At 72.6% G+C, this 26,496-nt stretch carries 22 protein-coding genes; 5 read left to right on the top strand and 17 right to left on the bottom strand.

The window, feature by feature from the left end; translation table 11 throughout:
- Positions 1-118 precede the first annotated feature (118 nt).
- Both AB0C96_RS29670 and AB0C96_RS29665 read right to left on the bottom strand, forming a co-directional pair.
- Entirely contained in the window at positions 119-1,243 is a 1,125-nt protein-coding gene (locus AB0C96_RS29670) for a 2-oxoglutarate and iron-dependent oxygenase domain-containing protein (RefSeq protein ID WP_362921525.1), read from the bottom strand.
- Between the two features lie 200 nt (positions 1,244-1,443).
- The gene (locus tag AB0C96_RS29665) at positions 1,444-2,076 is read right to left on the bottom strand and encodes a TIGR03086 family metal-binding protein (RefSeq protein WP_362921523.1); all 633 of its coding nucleotides are present in this window, start codon (positions 2,074-2,076) and stop codon (positions 1,444-1,446) included.
- 52 nt (positions 2,077-2,128) lie between these two features.
- Between AB0C96_RS29665 and AB0C96_RS29660 the strand changes: the two genes are divergently transcribed.
- A complete protein-coding gene (locus AB0C96_RS29660) occupies positions 2,129-2,638 on the top strand; it encodes a MarR family transcriptional regulator (RefSeq protein WP_362921522.1) in 510 nt (169 codons plus the stop codon).
- A 142-nt stretch (positions 2,639-2,780) separates the two neighbouring features.
- Complete coding sequence (locus tag AB0C96_RS29655) at positions 2,781-3,254, top strand: NUDIX domain-containing protein (RefSeq protein WP_362921520.1); 474 nt, start codon at positions 2,781-2,783, stop codon at positions 3,252-3,254.
- Positions 3,255-3,330: 76 nt separating this feature from the next.
- On the opposite strand, the gene AB0C96_RS29650 is transcribed toward AB0C96_RS29655, so the two are convergent.
- From AB0C96_RS29650 to AB0C96_RS29615, 8 genes are all read right to left on the bottom strand, one after another.
- Complete coding sequence (locus AB0C96_RS29650; protein WP_362921518.1) at positions 3,331-5,301, bottom strand: esterase-like activity of phytase family protein; 1,971 nt, start codon at positions 5,299-5,301, stop codon at positions 3,331-3,333.
- Complete coding sequence (locus tag AB0C96_RS29645; RefSeq protein ID WP_362921516.1) at positions 5,298-5,687, bottom strand: hypothetical protein; 390 nt, start codon at positions 5,685-5,687, stop codon at positions 5,298-5,300. The genes AB0C96_RS29650 and AB0C96_RS29645 overlap by 4 nt, the downstream gene beginning before the upstream one ends.
- 155 nt (positions 5,688-5,842) lie before the next feature.
- Positions 5,843-7,165, bottom strand: coding sequence for an MFS transporter (locus AB0C96_RS29640; RefSeq protein ID WP_362921514.1), 1,323 nt, complete (start codon positions 7,163-7,165; stop codon positions 5,843-5,845).
- On the bottom strand, positions 7,162-8,235 hold the full coding sequence (pdxA, locus tag AB0C96_RS29635; protein WP_362921512.1) for a 4-hydroxythreonine-4-phosphate dehydrogenase PdxA: 1,074 nt from the start codon (positions 8,233-8,235) through the stop codon (positions 7,162-7,164). The genes AB0C96_RS29640 and pdxA overlap by 4 nt, the downstream gene beginning before the upstream one ends.
- 55 nt (positions 8,236-8,290) lie before the next feature.
- On the bottom strand, positions 8,291-9,610 hold the full coding sequence (locus tag AB0C96_RS29630) for a four-carbon acid sugar kinase family protein (protein WP_362921510.1): 1,320 nt from the start codon (positions 9,608-9,610) through the stop codon (positions 8,291-8,293).
- A gap of 85 nt (positions 9,611-9,695) precedes the next feature.
- A complete protein-coding gene (locus AB0C96_RS29625; RefSeq protein ID WP_362921508.1) occupies positions 9,696-10,484 on the bottom strand; it encodes a DeoR/GlpR family DNA-binding transcription regulator in 789 nt (262 codons plus the stop codon).
- A 93-nt stretch (positions 10,485-10,577) separates the two neighbouring features.
- The gene (locus AB0C96_RS29620) at positions 10,578-10,973 is read right to left on the bottom strand and encodes an SHOCT domain-containing protein (RefSeq protein ID WP_362921506.1); all 396 of its coding nucleotides are present in this window, start codon (positions 10,971-10,973) and stop codon (positions 10,578-10,580) included.
- A gap of 37 nt (positions 10,974-11,010) precedes the next feature.
- On the bottom strand, positions 11,011-13,734 hold the full coding sequence (locus AB0C96_RS29615; RefSeq protein ID WP_362921505.1) for a SpoIIE family protein phosphatase: 2,724 nt from the start codon (positions 13,732-13,734) through the stop codon (positions 11,011-11,013).
- Positions 13,735-14,182: 448 nt separating this feature from the next.
- Between AB0C96_RS29615 and AB0C96_RS29610 the strand changes: the two genes are divergently transcribed.
- A complete protein-coding gene (locus tag AB0C96_RS29610) occupies positions 14,183-14,521 on the top strand; it encodes a hypothetical protein (RefSeq protein ID WP_362921503.1) in 339 nt (112 codons plus the stop codon).
- 133 nt (positions 14,522-14,654) lie between these two features.
- Here AB0C96_RS29610 and AB0C96_RS29605 read toward each other — a convergent pair whose 3' ends face one another.
- Positions 14,655-16,130: an APC family permease gene (locus AB0C96_RS29605; RefSeq protein WP_362921502.1), complete on the bottom strand. Its 1,476-nt coding sequence runs from the start codon at positions 16,128-16,130 to the stop codon at positions 14,655-14,657.
- Positions 16,131-16,463: 333 nt separating this feature from the next.
- Complete coding sequence (locus tag AB0C96_RS29600) at positions 16,464-18,548, bottom strand: SpoIIE family protein phosphatase (protein ID WP_362921501.1); 2,085 nt, start codon at positions 18,546-18,548, stop codon at positions 16,464-16,466.
- Positions 18,549-18,993: 445 nt separating this feature from the next.
- On the opposite strand from AB0C96_RS29600, the gene AB0C96_RS29595 reads away from it, so the two are divergent.
- Complete coding sequence (locus AB0C96_RS29595) at positions 18,994-20,541, top strand: AMP-binding protein (protein ID WP_362921499.1); 1,548 nt, start codon at positions 18,994-18,996, stop codon at positions 20,539-20,541.
- A 59-nt stretch (positions 20,542-20,600) separates the two neighbouring features.
- Here AB0C96_RS29595 and AB0C96_RS29590 read toward each other — a convergent pair whose 3' ends face one another.
- From AB0C96_RS29590 to ligD, 3 genes are all read right to left on the bottom strand, one after another.
- Complete coding sequence (locus tag AB0C96_RS29590; protein ID WP_362921498.1) at positions 20,601-20,840, bottom strand: hypothetical protein; 240 nt, start codon at positions 20,838-20,840, stop codon at positions 20,601-20,603.
- Between the two features lie 133 nt (positions 20,841-20,973).
- A complete protein-coding gene (locus AB0C96_RS29585) occupies positions 20,974-22,200 on the bottom strand; it encodes a SpoIIE family protein phosphatase (RefSeq protein WP_362921496.1) in 1,227 nt (408 codons plus the stop codon).
- Positions 22,201-22,399: 199 nt separating this feature from the next.
- Complete coding sequence (gene ligD, locus AB0C96_RS29580) at positions 22,400-23,413, bottom strand: non-homologous end-joining DNA ligase (protein WP_362921495.1); 1,014 nt, start codon at positions 23,411-23,413, stop codon at positions 22,400-22,402.
- A gap of 88 nt (positions 23,414-23,501) precedes the next feature.
- On the opposite strand from ligD, the gene AB0C96_RS29575 reads away from it, so the two are divergent.
- Positions 23,502-24,563 (top strand): ATP-dependent DNA ligase, encoded by a 1,062-nt coding sequence (locus AB0C96_RS29575; protein ID WP_362921493.1) that lies wholly within the window; start codon positions 23,502-23,504, stop codon positions 24,561-24,563.
- 18 nt (positions 24,564-24,581) lie between these two features.
- Here AB0C96_RS29575 and AB0C96_RS29570 read toward each other — a convergent pair whose 3' ends face one another.
- Positions 24,582-25,568: an MASE1 domain-containing protein gene (locus AB0C96_RS29570; protein WP_362921587.1), complete on the bottom strand. Its 987-nt coding sequence runs from the start codon at positions 25,566-25,568 to the stop codon at positions 24,582-24,584.
- A 1-nt stretch (position 25,569) separates the two neighbouring features.
- Positions 25,570-26,466, bottom strand: a complete 897-nt coding sequence (locus AB0C96_RS29565) for a PP2C family protein-serine/threonine phosphatase (protein WP_362921586.1) — start codon at positions 26,464-26,466, stop codon at positions 25,570-25,572.
- Positions 26,467-26,496 lie beyond the last annotated feature (30 nt).

Genomic DNA, 26,496 nt, shown 5'->3' with positions numbered 1-26,496 from the left:
CGCTAGGGGGTGGGCCGTGGGCCCGTCCAGAGAGCCTTCGGGGTGCGCGGGTGCGCCGGGGGGCGCATGGCCGGCTGACCCTGCGGATCCCCCGGCCGGGCCGGCGCCGTCGGTGGCGTCAGTCGTGCCCGGCGGCCCGGAGCCGGGCGGCCTCGCGGTGCGCGTTCTCATTGGATCGTCCGGCGCGCGAGCCGGCGAGCTTCTCGGCGAGGTGCCGACCGACCGTGGTGGGCGGATAGAGCGGCTCGGTGCCGGCCGGGACGCAGCCGGGCAGACAGCTGATCTCCGCGTCCCAGTTGCCGTCGTGGAAGTACGCGGCCGAACGGCGCCGGACGACCCGGTCGGTGTCGTCGGTCGGCGGCAGGACCCGGTGCATCGTGGACCGCCACCGGTCGTTGGTCCAACGGGCCAGCAGATCACCGAGGTTGACCAGGAGACAGCCGGGCTCCGGCAGGACGTCGTGCCAGGCTCCGGTGGTGTCGAGGATCTGTAGCCCCCGCACCCGGTCGGCCCACAGCACGGTGACGATGCCGTAGTCGGTGTGCGCGCCCATCCCCATCTGGTCCCGGTCCAGGGTGGTCTCCTGCGCGGGGCGCGGATAGTGGTTCATCCGCAGCACGTCGAGCGAGTGGTCGGTGAACGGCACGAAGTAGCCCTCGGCGAGGCCCAGCGCGTGCGCGAAGATCCCGGTCAGCCGCCGGGCGAGCCCGCCCGCCCGGCCGCACCACTCGCCCACCGCCTCGCGGAACCCCGGCACGGACGGCCAGATGTTGGCCGGGTACTGCGCCTCGGGCAGGTCCAGCCCGGGGAAGTCGGACGCCTCCGAGCCGACGTTGAAGGCCTCGAAGAGGTCCGGGGCGGCGGCCGGCACCCCCAGGCTGAGGCTGAGCCGCTCGGTGCGCGGTGGGGTGTAGCCGCGGTTGATGTCGGGCGACGGCGCGCGCAGTTGCTCCTTCTCCTCCAGCGGCAGCGCGAACAAGGCGTCCAACGCGTCGGCGAAGGCCCGCACCGTGGCCTCGGGGATGCCGTGCCCGCGGATCTGCATGAAGCCGACGGTGCGCGCGGCGTCGTCGACCGCGGTCGCGATGGCCGCACGGCCGGTGCCGCCGCCGGTGTCCCAGCCGGAGATGTCGATGACGGGCACGTCGAGCACGGCGGCGCCGGTGTCCGTCCGCCGCCGCGCGCCGACCGTTGCCCCGTCCGACGCCTTGTCGTTCGCCCGCTCCGCGCTGCTGCCCGTCATGCCCCGCCGCCTCCCTCACCTCGTGCCCGACCACATGCCCGACCAGATGCCCACCGCTCCGGCTCCGCCTTCACCATTCTGCTGACGGGGGAACGGTCCGGTCCACGACGCGCCCGGAGTGGTCGGCCATGACAACACCCTTCGCCACCCCGCCCGTTCCGCTTGGAGGTGCGGCGGGGGCTCCCGCGGCCCGCCGGCCGCTACGCGGACCCGACGGGCCGCCGCCAGTCCGGTGCGCGGCCGAGTACGGCCAGGATCCGATCGAGCGCGCCTGCGTCGTCGTCCACGGGCAGGCCCGGCCGGAAGGCGCTGCCGGGGGCGAGGCGGGCGTCGTCGTCGGGGACGGCGAGGGCTGTCGGCAGTGCGGCCCGGAGGAGTTCCGGGCCCGGGGCGTAGTCGAGGTCCAGGGTGCGCGCGACGTCCCAGGCGTGGACGACGTAGTCGATGAGGTGGAAGCCGATCGCCTGGTGGGCGGGGAAGCTCTGGGCGCTGCTGAACTCCGGCAGGGCGAAGACGCGGTCGGAGTCGTCCACGGTGGCGAAGGCCTCGATGACCTGCTCGGCGGCGTCGCCGTACGACCCGACGGGGTCGGTGCCGAGCGGGTGGACCGACCAGTGGGCCAGGTCCTGACCGTGCCCGAGCGCCGCCGCCGCGAACCCGCGGTGCTGGGCCGTCATATGGGCGAGGAGATCGGCCAGGGTCCATGCCGAGCAGGGAGTGGGTCGACGGAGGTCGTCGGGGCCCGTGCGGCGGACGAGGGTCACGCTGTCCCGGACCGCCTGGGCGTGGAGCAGCTTGAGGTGCGCGAGGTGCGCGGCACTATTGATAGGCATGTGCCTACGATCTGCACCAGCGTATGAATTGTCAAAGGGTATTTTCTTGCCCATGGCCGAGAACGCAGCCGACACGGGCACCGCATCCAGGGGTCGGCCGACCCGACCCGATCTGGCGGCGATGGTCGTTCCGTTGGGGCGGGCACTGATGGCCGCCGAACAGCCGGTCCTCGACGCCCATGGGCTCACCATGTGGGCGTACGCGGTGCTGCTGCGCCTCGACGAGAAGCCGATCCGCACCCAGGCCGCGCTGGCCGAGGCCATCCGGGCGGACAAGACCCGCATCATCGCCGTCCTCGACGACCTGGAGGAACGCAAGCTGATCCACCGCCAGCCCGACCCCGGCGACCGGCGGGTGCGACTGCTGTCGCTCACCCCCGAGGGCCGCCGACTGCGGGACGCCACGCAGTCCGCGATCCAGCAGGGCGAGGAACGACTGCTCGCCCGGCTACCGACCGCCGACCGGGACGGCCTCCTCAGGGGGCTCCAAGCGCTGGCCGCCCTGCCGGAGCTGACACCGGGCAGGTCGGAGAAGCCGGGGAGGAGCAAGCGGGCGGACTAGCGGATGCCCTCCCGGCCTCCGTGGGCCTGCGACGCCTGGCGCCCCGGGCTCATCCGCGAAGAGCGGAAAGACACCCCTCGCTCCCGCACGCGACGCCGAAAACTGCGTTTGCCCTTCTGGCCTGCGCCTTTAGGCTTCGCGCATGGCCACCTCGCCCCGCTTGGAGAAGATCACCCCCGGCAACTTCGACGCCGCGATCGCCCTGAAGGTACGCCCCGACCAGGACCACCTGGTCGCCCCGGTCGTCAAGTCCCTCGCCGAGGCGTATGTGCACCCGGACGTCGCCTGGCCCCGGCTCATCCTCGACGGCGACCGACTCGTCGGCTTCCTGAGGGAGCGGTGCGCGCCCACCGAACTGCACGGATATCGTGCGCCCATGACAGACGATCAGAGTGCCGTGACCGTGGACAGTGGTGTCGAGATCCCGTTACCCGCCGACGGTGAGGTGTGGGCGGTCGGAGCGGTCGTCCTCAATGCGGACGGGAAGGCCTTCGTCCAGAAACGCGGCCCCGAGCGACGGCTCTTCCCCGACTGCTGGGACATCGTCGGCGGTCACGTCGAGCCCGGTGAGTCCCTGCTCGACACCCTCGCAGGCGCCGTAGCGGTGGCGGCATGAGACCTGACGCTTCGTCAGGTGCGTGAGTCGGAGTGGTCGCCTGCGGCGGTGCGGCCTTGAAGGCCGGCGACGGCCTTCAGGGGATGCGTACGCTCAACGCGTAGAGGCGGGTGGTCTGTTCGCTGTTGTTGTTGTCGTCCGACACCAGGTACAGCGGGCGCCGTCCCTTGTGCGGGCCGGTGGTCCAGGGCTCGCCCAGGGCCATCCCCTCCACGTTCTCCAACAGGGGATTGACGATGCGCCCGGGATGGGTCGGGACGACGCCGGGGTCGCCCGCGGGGCACCGGCCGAGGTCGAACAGCAGGCGGTGTTCGACGAAGACGTCGGCCGGCTGGTCGTAGAGCGCCTTGCTCTCGTCCATGGGTTGGGCGCCCTTGAGGGGCACGTCGTAGACCCGGACCGCATTGCCGATGCCGTCCACGTACTGCCGTTCCAGAGCGAGCAGCCGGTCGTCGGCGGACGCCACCAGCTCGGCGAGGTACATGCCTTCCTTGGCCTGGTAGGCGTACTGCCGGTCGAAGGCATAGGCCCCTCCGGGGGTGCCCACATAGCGCTGGATGCGGAGCATGGTGCGGCCGCGGGCGTCGCCGTCCTTGGCCAGCGCGCCCTCCATCGCGGCGTAGAGGTAGCGCCCGTCCGGGGAGACGGTCAGCGATTCGATGGTGCGCCCGGCCTGGCCCTGGCCCTTCGGGCTGGTCCGGAACTCCGGTGGAACGGGCAGGTCCCGGCCCACCTGGGTGCCCGTGGCCATGCTGAAGCGGCGGATGGCGGGGCCGGTCTCCGAGGCGACCAGGATCGTCTTGCCGCCCCGCTCCACGACCAGGCCCTCGCCGTCGAACCATTCGGAGGGTTTGGTGCCGCTCTGGGTGCGCAGCGTCTTGGCGGTGAGCGCCTCGGGCCGGAGCTTCTCGGGCGGGCCGAGACGAAGCGGGAAGACCCGGCCCGTCTGGTTGTCCGTCAGCGCCAGTGCCCTGCCGGGTCCGGTGAGCGCGAGCGCGGACAGCCCGCCGATGGTCTCGCCCGACGCCTGGCGTTTGTCCAGGGCGTCGGAGTAGCTGAGCAGGGTGGCCCGTGGTGAGCAGGCGCCGCCCGGCTGCTGGGGGTTGAGCCCCCGCACCCACTGCCATGCGGGCGGGGCGGCGAGCCCGGCCACCAGGCCGAGCGCCAGCGCTCCCGCGGCGAGCAGCCGACGGGAGGGGCGCGCCGGCGGGGCGGCCGGGGCGGCGACCGCCGCCGTCGGGGGCGGTGCCACGGCCACGTTGCGCACGAAGGGCAGCAGGCCGACGCCGCCCTCGTCGCGGTCCTGGGGCTCCTGCGGCTGGGGCAGCCGGCGTTCGGCCATCCGGTCGCGGACGGCCTCGAAGACGGCGTGCAGCCCGAGCATCTCGGGCCCGTCGGGTACCCCTTCGCGCAGCACCCCGACCAGTTCGCCGGTGAAGGCGGTACATCGCTTGGGGTCCGGGGCGTGCGACTTCCGGTCCCCCGAGGTGGAGGTCATCACATACGCGCCGCGGACCCCCCGCAGTGTCCGCCCGGACGCCCGGACGCCGCGGTCCGCGACGGACATCCCGCCCCTGAGGACCCGGCCGCTGTAGCAGCAGTCGAGCAGCAGGACGCGGCGCTCGGCGGAGCCGTGGTCGCGCATGGCCCGGCGGATGTAGGCGTCGCTGACCGCCGTCTCGGGCTGGTCCTCGACGGAGCCGGGGAGGGTGAGGTAGAGCTCCTCCTCGCTGCGATCCAGCAGGCCGTGGCCCGCGTAGTAGACGATCAGGGTGTCCGCGGCCGCCTTGGCCGCCTCGCGGATCGGCGCCACCAGATCGACGGCGGATTCCGGGTTCGCCACCGTGGTGATCCGCTCCGGGGCGATGCCCAGGATCGCCTTGTCGGTCAGCGCGGCGGCCAGTTCGGTGAGGTTGTGCCGGACGCTGCGCAGCGGTTCGAGTTCGGAGTACCGGTCCACCCCGATGAGTACGCAGGCGCAGCGGGCCGGATCGATCCGCCGCACCTCGTCGGTGCCGGCGTCCTCCGTCGTGGTGTCGACGGTCACTGGCCCCGGTCCCCTTCCGGCTGCGGCTGCGCCGCCGGCTCCGCCCCGGCGTCCGGGGCGGCCTGTACCGGGTCGTCGGGGAACGCCCGCCGGACCGCCGTGAGCTCGTCGGGTGCGGCACCGTGGACGTGGATGACGACCTGGGACCGGGGCCTGCGTCCCTCGCGCCAGGCGGCGTAGGAGAACGGCAGTTGCGCCAGTGCGGCGACCGTCGAGACGAGTGCGAGCACCGCCTCCAGGTCGCCGCCCATCGCGCCGCCGGACCGCTCGCGCACCGGCTCGATCCGCATCCCGTCGCGCAGCGCGCGATCGTCGTGCAGCCATGCGTGGAGCGACCGCAGCTCCCGCCGGCTGTCGGGACCGGTCAGTTCAAACCTGATGTCCATCGCACTCCCCCGGGCGTGCATGTGTGTCACCGTGATCCCAGTGTGCCTGCTGCCACTGACACACCTTCCCTTTCTTCACCGGACGTTACGCGTCCGTTCGCCGTCCAGGGGGAACGACGGCAACGAACGGGGAATGTCGGGGTGATGACGGAGCATCAGACGCGCTCGGGCGCCTCCCCGATGATCCGATGTACGGGCCGGGTGCCCGGGCGCAGGCCGAAGGTCACCAGTGCCACGGCCACCGCGAGGAAGCCGGACAGCACGGCGAAGCCGGTCACGCTGGAGCCCGTGGCGTCGGTGAGCCAGCCCACGAGGTACGGGCCGGCGAATCCGCCCAGGTTCCCCAGAGCGTTGATCAGGCCCATGGCGACGGCGACCACGTCGAGGCGGAGCAGCTGACCGGGGATGGCCCAGAAGGGCCCGTACGGTGCGTAGACCGCGGCGGCGGTGACGCACAGCAGCAGCATCCGGGGCAGCGCGCCGTCGACGGCCTGTCCCAGCAGCAGGGCGGCGATGCCGACGACGAGCGGGACGGCCACCGCCCGGCGGCGTCTGCCGGTGCGGTCGGACCAGGCGGCGTTGGCGATCATGACGACCAGCGCGAGGGTGAAGGGGATCGCGGTCAGCAGGCCCACCTCGGTGGCGGAGCCGTTGTGGGTCAGCTCCTTGATGACCGACGGCAGCCAGAGGTTGAAGCCGTAGAAGCCGGTGATCCAGAAGAAGTAGACGCCGATGAGGACGAGGACCTGCCGCTGCCTGACCGCGTCGAGGTAGGAGCCGTTGCCGGCCGCGGGTTTGGCGGCCTCGTCGGCGGCGAGCGCGCGGTCCAGGTGGTCGGCCTCGGCGCGGGAGATCCACCGGGCCTGCGCCGGCCGGTCGGCGACGGTGAACCACCAGACCACCGCCCACGCCAGGGGCGGCAGGCCCTGGAGCACCAGGACCCAGCGCCAGCCCGCGTGGTCCAGCATCCAGCCGGACAGCGGCGCCATCAGTACCGAGGAGAGCGGCAGGCAGGCCATCCACAGCGCATTGGCACGGGCGCGCTCGCGCAGCGGGAACCACGAGGCGAGCAGGATCAGCACGGCGGGCCAGACGCCGCCCTCGAAGAAGCCCAGGACGAAACGGGCCACATAGAACTGCGCCTTGGTCTGCACGAGTCCGGAGAGGCAGGCGGCCAGCCCCCAGGCCACCATGAGGACCAGGACGGTCTTCCGGGCGCTCCAGCGCTGGGCGAGGATCGCGGCCGGGATCTGGAGGAAGACGTAGCCGACGAAGAACACGCCGCCGACCAGGCCCTTGTCGGCGTTGGACAGGGCCAGGTCGCCGTGCATATAGGGGAGGATGACGGAGACGTTGTTCCGGTCGAGGTACGCCAACAGGTACATCAGGGCGGCGACGGGGATGACGTACACCCACCGCTTGGCGGGGATCGTGGGCGGGGCCGACTGCGGGGCCGGCCGTGGGGTGCGGTCCGTCATCGGGTTGCTGCCGTTCCGTAGGCGGCGCGGATCCGGTCGGTGCAGCGACTGAAGTCGGCGGCGGCGCGGAAGGCCGCTGCCATGGTGCGGTGCGAGGCCCGGCCGCTGCCCGCGATGTCGAAGGCGGTGCCGTGGTCGACGGAGGTGCGCAGGATCGGCAGGCCGACGGTGACGGACACGGTGCCGTCGAAGTCGACGGTCTTGGCGGGGATGTGGCCCTGGTCGTGGAAGTGGGACAGCACTCCGTCGAAGCGGCCTTCGAGGCCCTGGTGGAAGACCGAGTCGGCGGGGATCGGCCCGACGACGCCGAGCCCCTCGGCGGCCGCCTTCTCGACGGCCGGGCGCAGCGCGGTGATCTCCTCGTCGCCGAAGTGGCCGCCCTCGCCGCCGTGCGGGTTGACCGCGGCGACCGCGAGGCGGGGCGCGTCGTGGCCGAAGACGCGCAGTGCGGTGACGGCGTGCCGGATGCTCGCCGCGACCCGGTCCTCGGTGATCTGGTCCAGTGCCGCGCGCAGGGCGAGGTGGCGGGTGGTGAAGAAGATCTTGAGGCCGCGGACCACGAACATGGTGTCGAAGTGTGCCGCGCCGGTGAGTTCGCCGAGCATCTCGGTGTGGCCCAGGTGCGGTGAACCGGCCGCCCAGATGGCTTCCTTGTTGATCGGAGAGGTGACGATGCCGTCGACCTCCCCGGCCAGCGCGGCCCGGGTGGCGGCCTCGATGGCGGCGACCGCGGACCGGCCGGCCACCGCGTCGACGGTGCCCCACGGGAGGTCGTCGGGGGCGACACCGAGGTCGAGGACGTCGATGGTGCCGGGCTCGAACCGCGCCTCACCGGGCGCGCCGACCGCGTTCACCCGGACGTCGAGACCGCAGACCGCGACGGCGCGGCGCAGTACGGCGGCGTCCCCGACGGCGAGTCCGCGGGCGAGTGCGGTGCTCGCCGGGTCGGCGAGGGTTCGGGCGGTGATCTCCGGGCCGATGCCGACCGGGTCGCCGAGGGTGACGGCGAGGAGGGGCAACGGCTCTGCGGAGTCCGGCTGATGACGCTGCGTCAGCTGGCCGTGGGTCATGGCGTGGCCTTTCGAGGGGAGCGGTGAAGGGGCCGGCGGGGTGCTCGTCCGGTGGTCACGGCGGCGGTGCGGTGGTGTGCCCTCCGGTGCGGGGCGGGGTGCCGGGGGCGTACCGGATGCAGGCCGCGCGCAGGTGTTCCAGGCAGTCGCGGGCGGCGTCGGGGCCGCCTATCAGGCCGCCCTTGGTGGCGAACGGCAGCCCGTCGTGCGGGCCGCCCACCAGGTGTCCGGCGACGGCCAGCGGCAGCACCTCGGTCTCGATGGCGAAGCCGTCGGCGCCCAGCGCCGAGGTGACGGCCGCGGCGACGTCGCCGCCCGAGGCGTACAGCCCGCCGGGGCTCAGCTCGGCGACCGCGCGACGGGTGACCTCGGCCAGGCAGCGCAGCAGGCGCGCGGCGGTGCCGGGGTCGGGTACGGGGACCGGTCCGTCGGCGGCCACCGGTGCGGGGGCCACCCGGACGCCGAGCACCGTGGCCCCCTCCTGCGCGGCCGCGCGCAGCGCCGCCACCGTCCGGTCGGCGTCCGGGTCGGCGGGGTCGAGGTCGGCCCAGCGGGCGCCGAGCGCCGTTTCCGTACGGGCGAGTTGGGTGCGGGTGCGATCGGTGGTGCTGCCGACGACGGCCAGGATGCGGGCCGGTGGGCCGCCGGTGGGGCGCAGGCCCAGTTCGGCGGCGAGGGCCGCGCCGAAGGGGCCGGAGTCCAGTGCGACCCAGCGGATCCGGTCCGCTTCGGCGAGACGGGCGGCGGCGACCGCGACGGTGTGCAGGTGCGCGTTCTCGGTGGCGTCGCAGACGGTGACCTCGGCCCGGCTCTCCCGCAGGGCCGAGACCACCGCGTCCGGGCCGCGTTCGACCACGTCCAGGGCCAGTTCGCCGAGGGTGCGCCGGCTCTGGGCGCCCAGGACGGCCGTGACCCGCGCGTGCCGCACGGGGTCGAAGGGGTCGCGGGCCACGGCCGTGCGGGTCAGCGGGACGCCGTCGACGAGGTGCAGGCCACCGACGGTGGTGCGGCCGGCGTCGGGGAAGGCGGGGACGGCCAGCGTCCGGATCGTGGCGGACGGCTCGCGGGCGGTGAGCTCGTCGAGGAGCGCGTCGAGCTCACTGCCGGGGTTGCCGCGGAGCGTGGTGTCGACGCGTTTGACGATCAGGGGTGCCGGGCCGGCCGTCCGGGCCGCGGCGCGGACGGCCGCGTAGGCGCGGGCGGCGGGCCAGTGGCGGGACGCGGTGTTGATGACGAGCACGTCGACCCGGTCGGCATAGCGTTCGGCCTGGGCGAGCGCGCCGACGGTGACGGCCCGTAGGCCGAGGCGGGCGTAGAGCGCGCCCGTGGCGTTGCTGCCGGTGAGGTCGTCGCCGATGACGAGCACCTGGGCCATACGACCCTCCTCCCAAGTGACGGAATCACGCATTTCTTCATGCGTGATTCACGCAACTCAGGGTGGCGACCCGTCGGACGGACTGTCAAGAGGGGTGCAGCGCAACGCCGTCGACCGTACGCACCGGCCACCCCGCGTCCGTGAACGCGCCCAACTGCCGCTCCCCGCCGCCGGAGATCAGCCCCGTACCGGCGGGCATCGCCGCCCAGTACGGGAAGCCCCGCCGGCCACCGAGCTTGGAGTGGTCGGCGAGCACCCAGGCGGCCCGGGCGCACTCGGCCATCGTCTCCTTCAGCGCGGCCTGTTCGAGGTCCGGGCAGTTGATCCCGCGACGGGGGTCGAGTCCGTCGACGCCGAGGAAGGCGACGTCCGGGGTGAGCCGGCGCAGCGCCTGCTCCGTACGGGTGCCCAGCAGGGATTCGTTGGGGCGTCGCAGCCGGCCGCCGAGCACCACCACCTCCACCTCCGCGTCCGCCAACTCCACCAGTGTGGACAGCCCGTTGGTGACGACCGTGACGTCGGTGCGGTCGCGCAGCTCGTGGGCCAGCCGCGCGACGGTGGTCCCCGCGTCGAGGAGCACCACGTCGCCGCTGCGGACCAGCCCGGCCGCGGCGCGGGCGATGGCGTCCTTCTCGGTGCGCCGGGCGCGCTCCTTGTCGCGCCGGGGTCGCTCCACGGCGCGGTGGTCGACCGCACCGCCGTAAGTGCGGGTGATCCGGCCGCCGGCCGCCAACGCGGCCAGATCGCGGCGGACGGTGGACAGCGAGACGTCGAACTCGGCGGCCAGGTCGTGCACGCTGATGTCGCCCGCCCCGAGCAGTTCCACCATCCGCTCCCGACGGTGCCGGGTGGCCGAGCGCTCCCCACTGGTCACGTCATTCCCCGCCTCTCGAGTTGCGCGATTCGCGCAACTCGAGACTAACAGTCGGTGCGCCGGCCGTGGAGCGGACCGTGCGGGAGTCCGTCCTCAGGCGAGCACCTTCGCCTTGGCCTGCTGGAACTCCTCCTCGGTGAGGTCGCCGTGCGCCTTCAGCTCGGCGAGCTTCGCCAGCGACTCGGCGTGCCGGGCGCCCTCCCCCTCGGTCGCGGCGGTCTCCCGGATGTACGTCTTCAGCTGCTTCTGCTGCTGTTCGAGTTGGGCGACCTCGCGCTCGCTCATGCTGCGGCCCCGTGCGAGGACGTAGACGAAGACGCCGACGAAGGGCAGCAGGATCACCAGGACCAGCCACCCGGTCTTGGCCCAGTTGTTCAGGTCCCGGCTACGGAAGATGTCACCGATGATCCTGACCAGCAGGAACAGCCACATGACCCAGAGGAAGATCAGGCACATCGTCCAGAATGCGTTGAGCAACGGGTAGTCCATCACGGCCTCCTTACCGCTCCGAGCCGTGCCGTCACCTTCAAGCATCCCCGCCGTCGGCCGCCACCGCGACCAGGTCCCCGTCGGGGAGCGCCTGCTCCGTCCAGATGACCTTGCCGCTGCTGGTGTAGCGCGTCCCCCAGCGTTCGGCGAGCTGGGCGATCAGGAAGAGGCCCCGGCCGCCCTCGTCCGTGGTGGCGGCCTGCCGCAGGTGTGGCGAGGTGCTGCTGCGGTCGGAGACCTCGCAGATCAGCGAGGTGTCGCGGATCAGCCGTACGCGGATGGGACCGGAGGCGTAACGGATCGAGTTGGTGACCAGCTCGCTGAGGATCAGTTCGGTGGTGAACGCCTCGTCCGGCAGCCCCCACTCGATCAGCTTGCGGACGGCCCCGGCCCGCACCTGGGCCACGGCGGAGGGGTCCGGCGGCACGTCCCAGTCGGCGACGTGCGCGGCGTCCAGCACCCGGGTGTGGGCGACCAGCAGCGCGATGTCGTCGCTGGGGCGCTCGGGCAGCAGCGCGCCGAGCGCCGCCTCGCAGATCTCCTCCGGGCTCCGTTCGGGGTGGTCGGCGAGGGTACGGGTGAGCACCGCCATGCCCTCGTCGAGGTCGCGGTCGCGGTCCTCGACGAGCCCGTCTGTGAACAGGACCAGCTGGCTGTCCTCCGGCAACTTCCGCTGCCAGGTCTCGAAGGGCAGACCGCCCAGACCGAGCGGCGGGCCGCCCGGCACCTCGGCGATCTCGGCGGTGCCGTCCGGGCGCAGGACCAGCGGCTGGACGTGCCCGGCCCTCGCCATGGTGCAGGTCCCGGACGCCGGGTCGTAGATGGCGTACAGGCAGGTGGCGCCGGTGACCGCGGCCTCGGCCCCTTCGGCCCCCTCGTCCTGGTCGATGCGGGTGACGAGTTCGTCGAGGTGCCAGAGGATCTCGTCGGGCGGCAGGTCCAGGTTGGCGAAGTTGTGCACCGCGGTGCGCAGCCGGCCCATCGTGGCCGCGGCGTGCAGGCCGTGCCCGACGACGTCGCCGACGACCAGGGCCACTCGGGCGCCGGGCAGCGGAATGATGTCGAACCAGTCGCCGCCGACGCCGCCGAGCCCGCTGCGGCCGGCCTGGGCGGGCAGGTAGCGGTAGGCGGCCTCCACGGCGTTCTGCTCGGGCAGCCCACGTGGCAGCAGGCTGCGTTGCAGGGTCACGGCCATGGTGTGCTCGCGGGTGTACCGGCGGGCGTTGTCGATGCTCACCGCGGCGCGGGCGACCAGCTCCTCGGCGAGGGAGAGGTCCTCCTCCTCGAACGGCTCGGGGTCCTGGGAGCGCCAGAAGATGACCACGCCGAGGATGGCGCCGCGGGCCCGCAGCGGGACGGCGATCCTGGAGTGGATGCCGTGCGCGACGATCTTCCGGGCGCGCTGTGGGCTCTGTAGGTGCCAGCCGCTGAACTGCGTCAGATCCGGTTCGAGGACCGCCTCGCCGCGGGCGATCCCGGTGCCGAGCGAGGTGGCCGGCTCGAAGCGGATCAGTGTGCCGACCTCGTACAGGCCGCTGCCCGGGGGAACGCCGCTGGCCGCGGTACGCCGCATCTCGATGCCGATGCCGGCACCGCTGGGCGGCGACGGCTCCTCGCCGTTCAGCACCTCCTCGGCGAGGTCGACGGTGACGATGTCGGCGAACCGGGCCACGGCGAACTCGGTCAGCTCCTCGCAGGTGCGGACCACGTCGAGGGTGGTGCCGATCTCCGTACCGGCGTCGTAGAGGAGCTTGAGGCGCCCGCGGGCGACATCGGCGCGGCCGGTGACCACCCGCAGCTCGGTGGTGTCGCGGAGCGTGGTGACACTGCCGGGCGGGCCGCCCGCCTGGTCCGTCGAGCGCTGGTTGACGGCCAGCAGCCGTTCGCCGACCGGGTGGACCTCGTCGGTGACCACGCGGCCGGAGGCCAGCAGCTGGGCCGTGGCGGGGTCGAGCCCCAGGTCCGCGACCTGGCGCCCCTCGACGTCCTCCGGCAGGGCGAGCAGCCGGCACGCCTCGTCGTTGGCGAGCAGCACCCGGCCGTCCCCGCCGACGATGATCACGCCCTCGCGCACCGCGTGCAGCACCGCGTCGTGGTGCTCGTACATCCGGGTCATCTCGGCCGGGCCGAGGCCGTGGGTCTGACGGCGCAGCCGTCGGCTGACCAGTGCCGTGCCGCCGGTGGCGAGGAGGAGGACGCCGGCCGCGGCACCGAAGAGCAGCGGGAACTGCTGGTCGACGACGCCGCTGACCTTCTTGATGGTGATGCCGGCCGAGACCAGCCCGATGACCTTGCCCTTGTCGTCGAAGACCGGCACCACGGCCTGCACCAGGGGTCCGATGGTGCCGACGATCTTCTCGGTGACCACACCGCCGTTGAGCGCCGGCTGGATCGTGCCGACGAACTTCTTGCCGATCCGGTTCTTGATCGGGTGGGTGTAGCGGATGCCCTCGGTGTTCATCACGACGATGAAGTCGACGCCGGTGAGCCTGCGGGCGGCCTCGGCCCGCGGTTGCAGTACGGCGGTCGGGTCAGGGCTCTGCAACGCCTCCTGGATGCCGGGGGCGGTGGCGACGGTCTGGGCAACGGCGACCGACCTGTGGCGGGCCTCGCGCTCCGAGTCGGACCGGGATTGCAGCACAAGCGCCGCCATGGCGGCGGCGACGAGCATGACCACGATCGCCACCTGCAGGAGAAAGACCTGACCTGCGACAGTTCTCATCCTCAGAACCGAACGCGGGCGGCCGTAGCGTCCGGCCATGTCCTCTTTCTACACCTCCCGCATACGGTGGGCGAGCCGCGCACTGCGGAGCGCAGCAGCCGCTGAGGCCCGTTCGTACCGGCCGGCCTCACGGGTTGTTCGAGGATCGTCCCGTGATCTGCGGCCGGGCGCCAGAGGGCGGGAAGTCCCAGCGGTAGGTTTTACTGCCGCACATATGCGAATGTCCTCGACGAAGAGGACAGATGCGCCGGTCACCGACGGGCACCCGACCCGCGACGACCGGCTCAGGTTCTGGACTGCTCATGTAACTCTCCCCACAGATTTGAAGTCGCGTCGGGCGCTGATATGCCGGTCGAGTGATCCGGCACTGGGCACAACGTGCCTGGTCAGTACGGGTTAGCGGGCGTCCGGAGGCGGGGTGCGGGGGCCGTCGGGGGCGTGCGGGCGGCCCTATGGCCCGGTTCGACGGTGTGAGACGTTCTTGGGCATGCATGTTCCCGAGGAGATCCGTGCAGAGGCGGCCGCGCTCATCGACCACCACGCGCTCGGACCGTGGAAGCCCGACGACGCCGACCGGCGGGTCGCCGTGGCGCTGTTCCGCCACCTCGAAACCGGCCTCCCCCTCACGGGTGAGGAGATCCGGTCCGTCCTGAGGGACGCGGAACCGTCGAACGGCGACGGCGCGCGGCTGCTGGAGCTGCTGCGGATGACGGCCGGTCTGCTCGACGACGCGGCCACGGCCGACGGTCCCGCCGGCCGCGACGCCGTGGACCACGTGTGCCTGCTCCTGGACGCGCTGGCGCTGTCGCGCCCTGCGGGCCAGTAGGCGGGACTCTCTCCCGGCGCACCCACGCACCGCGCCCACCCCCGCACATGGACCCGCCCACCCCCCGAAGGGGGGTGGGCGGAGGGGAAAACGGAGGGGAAGGCCGAGAGGCCGTTTGGGCGGGGCCCTGCGGTCAGCCGTGTGACACGGGCGCCACCGCCGCCACGGGCTCCTCGACGGGGGCCTGACCGTCCTCGGGGACCGAGATGACCCAGTGCGTGTCCTGGCGCGGGCGCAGGTAGAGCGCCCAGTACAGCGTGGCGGCGGCGACGATGGCTCCGGTGATGACCAGGCTCTTGGTGCTCTGCTGGTAGAGCACCCAGGCCAGCACCACGATCAGCAGCGCCGGGATCGCCGGCCACAGCGGCATCCGCCAGGCCATCCGGTGCTTGTGCTCACCACGCCGCGAGACCAGCGCGCCCAGGGCGACGAAGACGTACATCGCGGCGACGGCCACGCCGGTGACCTCGCTGAGCGTGTCGAGGTTGACGAAGCACAGGGCCGCCCCGGGGACGCCGACCGCGAGAGTGGCCGCCCAGGGGGAGCCGAAGCGCCGCCCGACGTGCGAGAAGACGCGGTTGACCACCGTCGGCCAGGCGGCGTCGCGGGCCGAGGAGAAGACCACGCGGGAGTTCTGGATCACCATCACGATCGTCGCGTTGATGATCGCCAGGGCGATGCAGAGGCTGACGAAGGTGCCGATGCCGGAGTTGCTCCACTCCTGCACCATGCCGGCGATGTCACCCGCACCGAGGGTCTTGAGGTCGGGGGCGCCGAGGGTGATCGCGACGACCGGGATCAGGACCACGGCGGCGCCGATGGCGAGCGTCCACAGCACGGTGCGGGAGACGTTGCGGCGCGGGTTCTCCATCTCCTCGGCGAGGTACACCGCGGTGGAGAAGCCCTGGAGGATGAAGAGCGCGGTGGCCAGTCCGGTGACGATGAGGCCGGCGGTCACGGCCGTGCTGTGTCCGTGCCCGGCGTCGATGACCGGGTGGACGAGTACGGACGCGGAACGCTGGGTGTGGCTGAAGCCGAGGAAGGCGACGACCGCACAGGCCACGACCTCCAGCACCAGGAAGATGCCGGTGATCCAGGCGTTGGCGCGCAGGTCGAGCAGGCCCATGGCGGTGGCCAGCAGCATCACACCGGCGGCGGTGTACTGCGGATCCAGATGGATGACCGGCGCCAGGTAGTCGGCGGTGCCCAGGGCGATGATGGGCGGCACGATCATGACGACGATCAGCGAGAGGATGAAGACCAGCCACCCCGCCAGGCGGCCCATGAGGGTGCCGACCATCGCGTACTCGCCGCCGGAGCTGGGGATCAGCGTGCCGAGCTCGGAGTAGGTGAAGGCCACTCCGATGCACAGCAGGCCCGCGATGGCGATGGTGAGGGCGGTGCCCGTGCCCAGGCTGGCGAACGAGTCCGGCACGATCACGAAGAGCGAGGACGCCGGGGTCAGACAGGACAGCGTGAGCAGCGTGCCGCCGACCACTCCGATCGACCGGGTCAGCTTGGGGGTGTGGGTGGCGTCCCCGTGCGCTGCATCGCGGGTGTCCCGCTCAGGAGCTGCGGAGGCAACAGGCGTGTAGGGCATATCGGTCATCCGTATCCCATCGATGCTGGCGGCAGGAGGGGGCACTTTCAGGGAAGTGCGCCGTGGAGCGGCAGTGTCCGGCTCAGCGCAGGCGCCGCTGTGGTGACCGAATAAAACCCCCGCCGTCGACTCCCGTCAAGGTCTTGTTAAGAGCGTGAGACAACGAAATCCGTAGCTGATGGAGCGTCTACCGACCCTTATCCATAGCGATGACGAGACAGAAGAGCGGATTCCGCGGCCGCATGGGCGGCTGCGGAATCCGCTGGCGGCTCCCCCGCCGACCGTCGAATCCGTAGCGGCGGCGTGCCGCCGGGCCGGAACCTCGGAACGTCCGGCCGGGCCTCATGCCCGCTGCGCGTGGACCCGCGCGATGAGCAGGGCGACGTCGTCGTGCCCGTGCTCGTCGCGCAGCGCACCCAGGAGGCGGTCGCACAGGCCCTCCAGGTCCGGCTCGGGCTTGGCGAGCATGGTGAGCAGGGTCTCCAGGCGGCTGTCGATGGACTCCTGGCGGGTCTCGATCAGTCCGTCGGTGTAGAGGACGAGCTGGTCGCCTTCGTGGAGCGGGACCGTGGTCTGCTCGAAGGGCACACCCCCGACGCCGAGCGGGGCGCCGGTGGGCAGGTCGAGCAGCTCCGGCGACTGTCCGGCCCGCACCAGGACGGGCGGCAGATGCCCGGCGACGGCGATCCGGCACAGGCTGCGGTGCGGGTCGTAGACCGCGTACAGGCAGGTCGCGAAGGCCGGGTCGAGGCCGACGGCGATGTGGTCGAGGTGCCGGAGCACCTCGTCGGGGTCGAGGTCGAGGTCGGCGAGCGCACGGGCGGTGGTGCGCAGCTGACCCATGGTGGCCGCGGCGTTGATACCGCTGCCCATCACATCGCCGACGACCAGGGCGGTCTTGTCGCCGACCACCGGGATGGCGTCGAACCAGTCTCCGCCGACCTCGCTGGCCGCCTGGGCCGGCTGGTAGCGGTAGGCGATCTGCATGCCCGTGGGCTGCGGCGGCCGGTGGTTCATCAGGTGGCGCTGGAGCGTGAGCGCGGTACGGCGTTCGCTCTGGTAGGAGCGGGCGTTGTCGATGCACACCGCCGCCCGGGCGGCCAGCTCCACGGCGAGCACCACATCGTCCTCGGCGAACGGCAGCGGATTGCGTGCGCGGTACAGCGACAGCGCACCGAGCACCTCACCCCGGGCGATCAGCGGCACCGCCAGATAGGAGTGCACTCCGGCCCGCCCGAGGAGGGCGGCGCCCTCCGGGTCCGCGGCTATGTGCGCCAGGTCCTCCTCGGCCACCTGGGCGACGTGCACCGGGCGGGCCTCGGTCACACAGCGGGTGATCAGCCGGTCGGTCTCGTACGCGGCGATCTGGCCGGTGGGGTCGGCGGCGCGGAGGGCGTCGGTGGGGTAGGCCGCGGACACCGCGAGCGCACGGAAGCGGGCGGGCCCGCCGCGGGTCAGCGCGCTGGGGCGACGGCCGTCCAGAACGGCGTCGAGGACGTCGACCGCCGCCATGTCCGCCAGTTCGGGCACGATGACGTCGGCCAGTTCATGGGCGGTCTGATCGACGTCGAGGGTGGTGCCCACGGTCGCCGAGGCGTCGGCGATGACGGCCAGCCGACGGCGGGCCCGGGCGGCCTCGGTGGCGGCGCGGTGCTGTTCGGTGACGTCCACGACGGAGGTGGCCAGCCCCAGCACCCGGCCGTTGGCGTCCTCCAGCCGGTAGTACGACACCGACCAGGCCTGGTCGGCGCCGGGGTCGGCGGCGGTTCCGCCGACGGTGAACTGGTCGAGCAGCGGACTGCCGGTCTCCAGGACCTCCCGCATCCGGGACACGATCACGTCGGTGTCCAGATAGGAGAGGGCCTCCCGGACGTGGCGGCCGATGTGCTGGTCGGCGGGGAGGCCGTTGATGCGCTCCAGGGCGGGGTTGACCATGACGAAGCGGAGGTCGGTGTCCAGGACCGCCAGACCGATCGGCGACTGGGCCACCAGGCGCACCGACAGCGCCAGGTCCCGCTCCACCCGCCGCAGCACGGCCTGGTCGGTGGCGATGCCCAGGGCGTAGTACTCGCCGCGCTCGTCGAGCAGCCGCATGTTGCGGAACTCGACGAGCCGGGTGCTGCCGTCCTTGTGCCGGACCGGAAAGACCCCGGCCCAGCTCTCGCCGCCGGCCATGACCTCGGAGAACAGTCGCAGCACCAGGTCGACGTTCTCGGGTGCGACCAGCAGCCGGGCGGCGTGCCGGCCCAGCGCCTCCTCCGCGCTCCACCCGAAGAGCTTCTTCGCCTGCGGGCTCCACAGGGTGATCCGGCCCTCCGCGTCCAGCATCACGGCGGCCACACCGAGCACGTCCATCAGGCCGCCAGGCTGCCCCGGTGCGGCCCCGACCGGGGCAGCGCCCTCGGGGATCGCGTCGGTCGCACCCATCCAGGCACTCCTTCCGCCGGTCACCGCTGACCGACAGCCGTGGCGCTCTCCGTACATCGGCCGATTCTCGCCGTGTTTGCCGCTGCCCCCCATCATCCCTCCACACGGGACGGCCCCGCAGGGAGAGCGGGAGCCGCAGGGCAGGGGCGCCCCGTGCGCGAGGGAGCATTATCCGCCGCCGTGCACAGGTCGGCGACCGTGTTGGCGATATTCAGGGCGCCGATTCCGGTCGGGGTTCGGCGATGCGGGCGCGGACCGACGGCCGTACGCCGCAAGGGCCGTGGGCGGTGCGGGGTGCCGGACGACGCCCGGTCCGACGGCTCCGACTTGGGGATGTCGATCTCCAGCGACTACCCTTGCTTCGTTGCCTCTAGCAACTAAATATCGTATCGCGCCCCGGCGACAGTGACCGCGTCCGCCGGGTGTCAGGAGGAAGCCCACCATCATGTCCATCGCCGACCGGACATTCCGCACCTACGTGGAGGAGAACCTCGATGTCCTTAGCGCAGACCCGACGCGTGAAGCCATGGTCCATCAGGGACGCCGGGTAACCGCGGGCGAGTTCCGCACGCTGGTCCACCGCATGGCACGGGCGCTTCAGTCCCGTGGCGTCGAGCGGGGCACCACCGTCACCCTGCTCAGCGGGAACCTCCCGGAGACGCTCGCCGCCCGCTACGCCGCCAACCTGATCGGCGCCCGGGTCAACCACCTCTACAACAAGTTGTCCGCCGAGTCCCAGGCCGACATCGTCCGTGACGTCGAGACCCGTGCGCTGATCGTCGACCCGCGGTACGCCGAACGGGCCGCCGAGGTCACCGAGTTGGCCCCGGTGCCGGAGGTCCTGGTCCTCGGCCCCGCGAAGGTGGGGACGGACCTGCTGGAACTGGCCGCCGGCCGGTCCGACGCGCCCTTCGCGAGCCTGGCCCGCCCTGAGGACGTCTGCACCATCCGCCACACCGGGGGCACCACCGGCCACCCCAAGGGCATCTGCACCACCTTCGAACAGGCCCGCTGGTTCCGCGGAGTACTGCCGGAGAACTCCGCGCCCGAGCGCCGGCAGCTGGTCTGCACGACCCTCGCGCACGCCGCGGGACTGATGGCCGACAACACGCTGCGCACCGGGGGCGCCGTCGTCCTGCTCGACGACTTCGACCCCCGGGCCGTGCTCGCCGCCATCGAACGCGAGCGCATCACCGACATGTTCCTGCTGCCGCCGCTGCTCTACCAGCTGATGGACCACCCGGACGCGCGGCACACCGACACCTCCAGCCTGCGGATGCTGACCTACGGCGGCTGCCAGGCCTCGCCGGCCCGAATAGCCGACGCGGTACGGAGGTTCGGCCCGGTACTGCTCCAGGGCTACGGGCAGAACGAGGCCGGCGGGATCAGCGTGCTGCGCCAGGAGGACCACGACCCCTCCCGCCCCGACCGGCTGCGCTCCGCGGGCAAGGTGCTGCCCGACGTCGAGGTGGCGATCCGCGACGAGTCGGGCCGCGATCTGCCGACCGGCGAGCACGGCGAGGTCTGCGTCCGCTCCGAGATGATCATGCAGGGGTACTGGAAGCAGCCCGAGCTGACCGCCGAGGTGCTCCGGGACGGCTGGCTGCACACCGGGGACATCGGATTCCTCGACGACGAGGGGTACTTGACCATCGTCGACCGGATCAAGGACATGATCGTCGTGGTCGGCGGCCATGTGTACACCACCGAGCTGGAGGACCTGCTGAACTCGCACCCGCAGGTACTGCAGAGCGCGGTCTTCGGCGTCCGTGACGCCGACCGGATGGAGCGGGTGCACGCCGCGGTGGTGCGGGAGCCCGACAGCACCGTCGACGAGCGGCAGCTGCGCGCGATGGTGTGCGCCGAGCGCGGCGCGATGTACGAACCGGCCCGGATCACCTTCGTCGAGGCGCTGCCGCTGACCGACGCCGGCAAGCCGGACAAGAAGGAGCTGCGCCGGCTGGCCGAGCAGGAGACCGCCGCCGCCCGATGACGGGCCGGCACGGGCCGCCACGGCATGGCGCCGCGGCGGCCCGAGGTGGCCGGCGCCGGTCAGTCCCAGCCGAGCAGGCTGAACGGAAAGCCACGGCCGATGCCGAAGCTGAAGGGCCCGTAGGTGAAGCGGCGGTCCTCCTCGTGGTGCCGCTTGTGACTCTTACGACCGTGCTGGCCGTGGCCGGACGACTGCGCGCACGGCTTCCCGTGGGCGGCCGAGGCCACACCGGCGAACGGGACGACGGTGGCGGTGGCGAGCACCGCGGCGGCCACCGAACGTCCTATGAACTTGCGCATGGCGTTCTCCTGATCGGCAGGAAATCTGACAGTCCGATGGATACCGCGCGCTGTCGCACGCCCCGCAGACACGGCGCACACTCACTCCAACGGGCCCGGGAATTGCGCCACTCGCCGTGCCGCACCGGCCCGGTCAGAGCCGGATGACGACGAGCGCCGTGTCGTCGGTGGCCCCGGCCGGCGGCAGCAGTTCGGCCAGCAGGGCGTCGGCGAGCGTCTCGGGGTCCACGCCCTGGTGCCGGGCCAACGCCTCGGCCAGCCGGGTCAGACCGACGTCGATGTCCTCACGGCGACGCTCGATCAGCCCGTCCGTGTAGAGGACCAGCACGGCACCGTCGGTGAAGGCGATCCGCGCCTCGGGGCGGGCCACGTGCTCGGGCCGCGCCCCCAACGGCGGATCGGTCGCCCCGTCCAGCAACCGGACCGTGCCGTCCGGGTGCAGCAGGGCCGGCGGTGGATGGCCCGCGCTGCTGTAGGCGATGGTGTGGCTGCTCCAGTCGATGATCGTCTGGACCGCGGTGGTGGACTCGGCGCCCTCCACCGAGCGGGCGTAGAGGCCGAGCACCTCCAGCGCCTGGGCGGGGCCGCGGGCGACCAGGGTGGCGGCGCTCAGCGCGCTGCGCAGCTGGCCCATGACGCAGGCGGCGTCCAGCCCATGGCCCACGACGTCACCGACTGCCACGGCCACCCGGCCCCCGGGCAGTTCGGCCAGGTCGTACCAGTCGCCGCAGACGTTCAAGGCGCCGATGGCGGGCCGGTAGCGGACCGCGGCCCGGTGGTGCCCCACGGGGCGCGGCCTGGGCAGCATCGCGTCCTGGAGGGCCAGCACCACCTCCCGTTCCCGGGCATGGGCCTGCCGCAACCGGTCGTTGACCTCCTGGAGTTCCTGCGCACGGGTGTAGAGCTCGGCCTCCAACCGCTCCCGGTCGTCGTGCTCCTCGGAGCCGGCCCGGACGATCTCGGTGACCTCCTCGACCCGGTGCACGATCAGCCGGACCCGCCCCTCGGCGTCGACGACGGGCGCGTTGACCGGGCTCCAGTAGCGCTCCTCGAAGAAGCCCGGTCGGCCGGGCGCCTCGACGTCGTAGCGCTGAAGCGCCATGGTGTCGCGTTCGCCGGTGGCCACGACCCGTTCCAGGGACGCCAGCAGGTTGCGCTGCCCGGTCGCCTCCGGGTCGTCGGGGTTGTCGGGGAAGACGTCGAAGAGGTGGCGGCCGACCACCTGGTGGCGCTCCCGCCCGGCCCGGTGCAGCAGCGCCTCGTTGACATCGACGATCACGAACTCCGGACTGAGCAGTATCACCGCGCCCGGGAGCGCCTGGAAGACCGCCTCGTAGTCGATCTCCGGTCCGCCCCTCATGTGCTGCCCGCATCCCACGCCGGGCCGTGCGCCGGGCCGCCGCTCTCCTCCGGTGCGCTGCTGTCCTTCGCCACGTGCGGAATGATCCCGCCCGAACCGCCCGGGCGCATGCCGGGACGGGTGCCGGGTGCCCCCGTCGGGGCACGAACGGCGAGTCCGGTGCGCACGCCGTCCCGCCCGTCGGCCACCGCCGTTCGGGTCAGCGCTTCCGGGCCCGGCTCGGCTGGACCCGGGCCGGCTCGCCCGCCATCTTCGGATGGTCGGGGGGATAGGGCAGGTCGCCCAGCCCTTCCTGCGTCGCGTGCCGCTCCGCGAGTTCCAGGACCGACTCCAGGCCGAAGGCGTGGTCCGCCATGTCCGCGTGCACATCGCCGAGTTCCGCGAAGCGCACCGGGACCGTCCGCAGATCGAAGTCCTCGGGGGCGGCGTCGGACAGCTCCTCCCAGCGCAGCGGGGTGGACACGGTGGCCCGCGGCCGGGCACGCAGCGAGTAGGCCGAGGCGATGGTCCGGTCCCTGGCCATCTGGTTGTAGTCGACGAACACCTTCGCGCCGCGCTCCTCCTTCCACCACGCCGAGGTCACCAGGTCCGGCATCCGCCGCTCCAGCTCCCGGGCCACGGTGATCGCGGCCCGTCTGACCTCGGTGAACGTCCAACGGGGCCGGATCGGCACATAGACGTGCACCCCGCGACCGCCGGAGGTCTTGGGCCAGCCGCGCAACTGGTGGTCGGCGAGCAGTGCGCGCAGTTCCTGGGCGACCCGGACGGCGTCCGCGAAGTCGGTACCGGGCTGCGGGTCGAGGTCGATCCGCAGCTCGTCGGGGTGGTCGGTGTCGCCGCGGCGTACCGGCCACGGGTGGAAGGTCAGGCATCCCAGGTTGGCGGCCCACAGCACGGCGGCGGGCTCGGTGGGGCACATCTCGTCGGCGAACCGGCCGCTGGGGAAGGCGATCCGGGCGGTGGGCAGCCAGTCCGGCAGACCCTTGGGCGCCCGCTTCTGGTAGAAGAACTCGCCCTCCACGCCGTCCGGGAAGCGCTGCATGGTGGTGGGCCGGTCGCGCAGGCCCCGCAGCACCCCGTCCGCGACGGCAAGGTAGTACTGCGCGACGTCCAGCTTGGTGAAGCCGCGCTCCGGGTAGTACACCTTCCCGGGGTTCGACAGGCGCACCGTGCGCCCCGCGACGTCCAGCTCGACGGCTCCGCCTCCGGCCATGACTCCACGCTAGGTTCCGGTCGGCTCCGGCGCGCGCCGGGCGGGCTCCCGGCGCGCGGGAAGCGCCCCCAGCGCTCAGGATCGGACCATGGACCTGCCCGTCATGCCCCCGGTCTCCCCGATGCTCGCGAAGCTGGTGACGGACATCCCCGCCGGCATGCAGTACGAGGCCAAGTGGGACGGCTTCCGGGTCATCGTCTTCCGGGACGGCGACGAGGTCGAGATCGCCAGCCGGACGACGAAGCCGCTCACCCGCTACTTCCCCGAGGTGGTCACGGCCGCCCGGGCACAGCTGCCGCGGCGCTGCGTCCTCGACGGGGAGATCGTGATCGCCCATGACGGCCGGCTGCACTTCGAGGAGTTGCTGGAGCGCATCCACCCGGCCGACTCCCGGGTCCGCACGCTCGCCGAGCGGACCCCGGCCTCCCTCGTCGCCTTCGACGTACTGGCCCTCGACTCCGACGCGCTCCTCGACGAGCCGCAGGCCGGGCGCCGGGAGGTGCTGGTCGAGGCGTTGCGGCCGGCCCGGGCACCGGTGTACACGGCGCCCGCGACGACGGACCGGGAGCTGGCGCGGCGCTGGTTCACCCAGTTCGAGGGGGCGGGGCTGGACGGGGTGGTGGCCAAGCCGCTGGACCTTCCGTACCGGCCGGGCGACCGCGCGATGTTCAAGGTCAAGCACGCCCGTACCGCCGACTGCGTCGTCGCGGGCTACCGGCTGCACAAGAGCGGTCCGGTGGTCGGTTCCCTGCTGCTGGGGCTCCACGACGACGCCGGGCGGCTGCAACACGTCGGGGTGTGCGCGTCGTTCCCCATGGCCAGGCGGCGCGCGCTGGTCGAGGAGCTGGCGCCGCTCCGGCTGGACGACGTCGCCGACCATCCGTGGGGGGCGTGGACGGACGAGGCGGCGCACGCGTCCCGCCGGATGCCGGGCGGGCCCAGCCGGTGGAGCGGCGGCAAGGACCTGTCGTGGGTGCCGCTGCGCCCGGAGCGGGTGTGCGAGGTCGCCTACGACCACATGGAGGGCAGCAGGTTCCGGCACACCGCCCAGTTCCGCCGCTGGCGCCCCGACCGGACGCCGGAGAGCTGCACCTACGCCCAGCTGGAGGAGCCGGTCGGTTACGACCTGGGAGAGCTGCTGCCGGACTGAGCGCGGCTCGGCACCCGCTCAGCGCGGATCGTCCTCCGGTGGCCAGCGGCGCCGGCTCTCCCCCGGCGCCAGCCGGTCCACCACGTCGGCGAGTTCCCAGCAGGCCAGCTCGATCTTGCGCCGGATGGCGTTCTGCTCGGTGACGATCGCCGAGAGCAGCAGTGCGGTGAGCGCCGCGGAGGCGTTGAGCGCCTGAAGGTTGACCATCGCCTCCAACAGGCTCTCGCCCTCGAACGGCCCGGCGCGGGCGGTCGCCGCCGAGATCGCCAGGACGGACACCAGCAGCACGCAGGGCGCCGCGCCGCCCAGTTGGAAGCGCAGCGCCGCCCACACGATCAGCGGGAAGACCAGGAACAGCAGCGACAGCCGGCTGTGCACCGCCACAAGGGAGACGGCGATCGACGTGACCAGCAGCGTCGCCGCCTCGACCCACCGGAGCCCGGAAACGTCCCAGGGACTGCGGAGCGAACGGAGGGCGAGCAGGAGCGGGGTGACGACGAGGATGCCCATGGCGTCGCCCACCCACCAGGCCGCCCAGGTCCGCCAGTAGCCGCCGGCCGGGAGCGCACCGGACAGCAGCAGCGTCCCGCTGCCCAGGGTCGCGCTGATCAGCATCCCGGCGAACGCCCCCAGGGCGACCAGCGCCACCCCGTCGCGCAGCCGGTCGAGTTCGACCCGGAACCCCACCCGGCGGAGCATCAGGAAGGCACACACCGGGGCCAGGGTGTTGCCCGCCATGATGCCCAGGGCCGAGACGTCGAGCGGACTGATCGAGGCGATGACCAGCAGCGTGCCGATCGCGATGCCCGGCCAGGTCCAGACGCCGACGAGCAGCAGACAGCTCAACGAGATGCCGGTGGGCGGCCATAACGGCGTGACCCTGGCCCCCGCGACGACCACCTGTTCCAGCAGACCGATCCGTGCGGACACGTAGTAGACGGCGGCGAGGACGCAGATCGTCAGGGTTGCCGGTGCGAGTCGATGGAGTTCCTCGGTGCGCACCACGTCAGCCATCAGACAACGGCGACCGCTGGGCGACGGCCACGACACGCGCGCCCGTCCCGCGCTTCACCCGGCGCTCGCCCCCGTCACCCTCGAAACGCAACACCATCACCGCGGAGTCGTCGGTGTGCCCGGTGAGCTCGGCCACGCTCATCACCGCGGCGGCCACCGCGGCCGGTTCGCCACCGGCATTGGCGCTGACCAGCCGGGTCACCCGGCTCAGTCCGTCCTCGATCGGGAACGACGGCCCTTCGATGACCCCGTCGGTGAGCAGCACCAGCGCCCCGGTCGTGGCGAGCCGACGGCGGGTGACGGGGTAGCGCTCCCCCGGCATGATGCCGAGCGGTAGGCCCCCCGGCTCGTCGGCGAGGCCGGAGCGGCCGTCGATGGTGGCCCAGACGCCGGGCACATGCCCGGCCCGCGCGATGGACAGCTCCCAGGTGACCGGGTCGACGCAGACGAAGGTGCAGGTCGCGAAGAGTCCGCAGTCCACCGAGAGCAGCAGGTCATTGGCCCGGCTCAGCACCTCCCCGGGGTCCGCGGCGTACGCCGCGACGGCCCGCAGCCCGAGGCGGATCTGCCCCATGAAGGCGGCGGCCTCCACGTCGTGGCCCTGGACGTCTCCGATGCAGAAGGCGAGCGCTCCGTCCGGCAGCGGGAAGCCGTCGTACCAGTCGCCGCCGATGTCGAGGCCGTGCCGGGCCGGGGCGTAGGTGGCGGCGGTGCGCAGCCCGGGCAGTTCCGGCAGTCGGGTCGGCAGCATCTCGCGTTGCAGCGCCTCGGCCAGCTCCACCCTGGCCCGCTGTTTCTCGGCGCCTTCCCGGGCCTGGGCGGTGAGCCGTCCGAGCGTGGTCAGCAGGTCGTCGGCGCTCGCCGACCGCGGGGGACGACGCCGCAGCATGGATCGCTCCAAGGTGCATCGGTACGTGGG

The organism is Streptomyces sp. NPDC048506 (assembly GCF_040651315.1).
GTDB lineage: Bacteria > Actinomycetota > Actinomycetes > Streptomycetales > Streptomycetaceae > Streptomyces.
The sequence above is the reverse complement of the archived record's forward strand: the minus strand, read 5'-3'. Positions and strand labels throughout refer to the sequence as shown.